Source organism: Bacillus sp. S4, from assembly GCF_040838205.1.
Taxonomy (GTDB): domain Bacteria; phylum Bacillota; class Bacilli; order Bacillales; family Bacillaceae_G; genus Bacillus_A; species Bacillus_A cereus_U.
This window is the reverse complement of record NZ_JBFPJI010000494.1, coordinates 1-1,605: the sequence shown is the minus strand read 5'-3', so window position 1 is coordinate 1,605 and position 1,605 is coordinate 1. Positions and strand designations below refer to the sequence as shown.

Sequence of the window (1,605 nt, the reverse complement as noted above, 5' to 3'; positions counted from 1 at the left end):
CTGCATTTTCTCTTTTTTTCGACAATATTAGACAGTATATTTTGTACAAGCTTTCTATTTCAAAAATTATACGAGGTGAAAAAATGAAAAACACAAAGACATTAACTAAGGTAGCGTTAACAACAGGCTTAGCTTTAACAGCTGTAGTACCATATGGAGTAGGTCATGCAGAGGAAACCGATCAACTACAAGTTCAAATTCAAGAGGATTCGTTCCGTACAGGTGAACTTACACAACCGTCACAAAAGGCACCAGAGAATGTAGTGAAAGATGCTCTTAAGGAGAAAACAGAACAAGCCTTGTCTCCAAAACAAGTAAATGGAGAAACTGGAGTGGATTATAAAGTTCTTCAAAAACGTGGTTCGTATGATGGAACTACACTTGTACGTATACAACAAACATATGAGGGGAAAGAAGTATATGGGCATCAATTAACTGCACATGTAGATAAAAAGGGTGTTATTAAAAGTGTTTCAGGAGATAGCGCGCAAAATTTAAACCAAGAAAATTTTAAAAAACCTAGTAATCTATCAGAAGAAGCAGCGAAACAATATATTTATACGAAGTATGGGAGCGATATCAATTATATTTCTGAGCCAGAAGTAAAGGAAGTTATTTTTGTTGATGAAAATAATGGACAAGCTAACAATGCATACCAAGTTACATTTGCGGCAGCAACACCAAACTATGTATCTGGAACATATCTAGTAAATGCACAGAATGGGGATATGTTAAAAAATATGGTTCAAGAATCCAACTTAAAAGCAAGTGAAAAGCTTGTTGGAGCCTTAAAGGAAAGTAAAAAAAGCAATCTTACATCATTAACTGGAACAGGAAAAGATGATTTAGGTATATCTCGTTCATTTGGTATTTCTAAACAAAGTAATGGTAAATATGCACTTGCTGATTATACAAGAGGGCAAGGAATTGAAACATATGATGTGAATTACAGAGATATTACTAAAGAAGAAAGCTATTATCCTGGTACACTAGCAACCAGCACTTCAACAACATTTAACGATCCAAAAGCAGTAAGTGCTCATTATTTAGCAACAAAGGTATTTGATTTTTATAAAGATAAATATAAGCGTAATAGTTTTGATAATAAGGGACAAAAGGTAGTTTCAGTTGTACATGCTTGGGATTCTGAAGATACGAACGATCCGAAAAATTGGCAAAATGCATTAAGTGCTAATAATGGAAGTATGCTTGTATATGGCGATCCTATTGTCAAGGCATATGACGTAGCTGGACATGAATTTACACATGCTGTTACTTCTAGCGAATCTAATCTTGAATATTACGGTGAATCTGGTGCGATTAATGAAGCGCTATCTGATATTATGGGAACATCTATTGAGAAATACGTAAATAATGGAAGCTTTAACTGGACAATGGGAGAACAAACTGGATCTGTTTTCCGTGATATGGAAAACCCAGCTTCTGTTCCATCTTCACTTGGAGTACCTTATCCAGATGATTACAGTGAATTTAACGATTTTAATGGATGGGATCAAGGCGGCGTTCATTTTAATTCAAGTATTATTAATAAAGTTGCGTATCTCATTGCAAAAGGCGGAACTCATAACGGAGTAACTGTTAAAG

Annotated in this window: 1 protein-coding gene; it reads left to right on the top strand. The window is 34.8% G+C overall.

Features of this window, described 5'->3' with window-relative positions; genetic code table 11:
• Positions 1–83 precede the first annotated feature (83 nt).
• A partial coding sequence (locus tag AB3X48_RS21955) for a M4 family metallopeptidase (RefSeq protein WP_367959948.1) occupies positions 84–1,605 on the top strand: 1,522 nt, incomplete at its 3' end.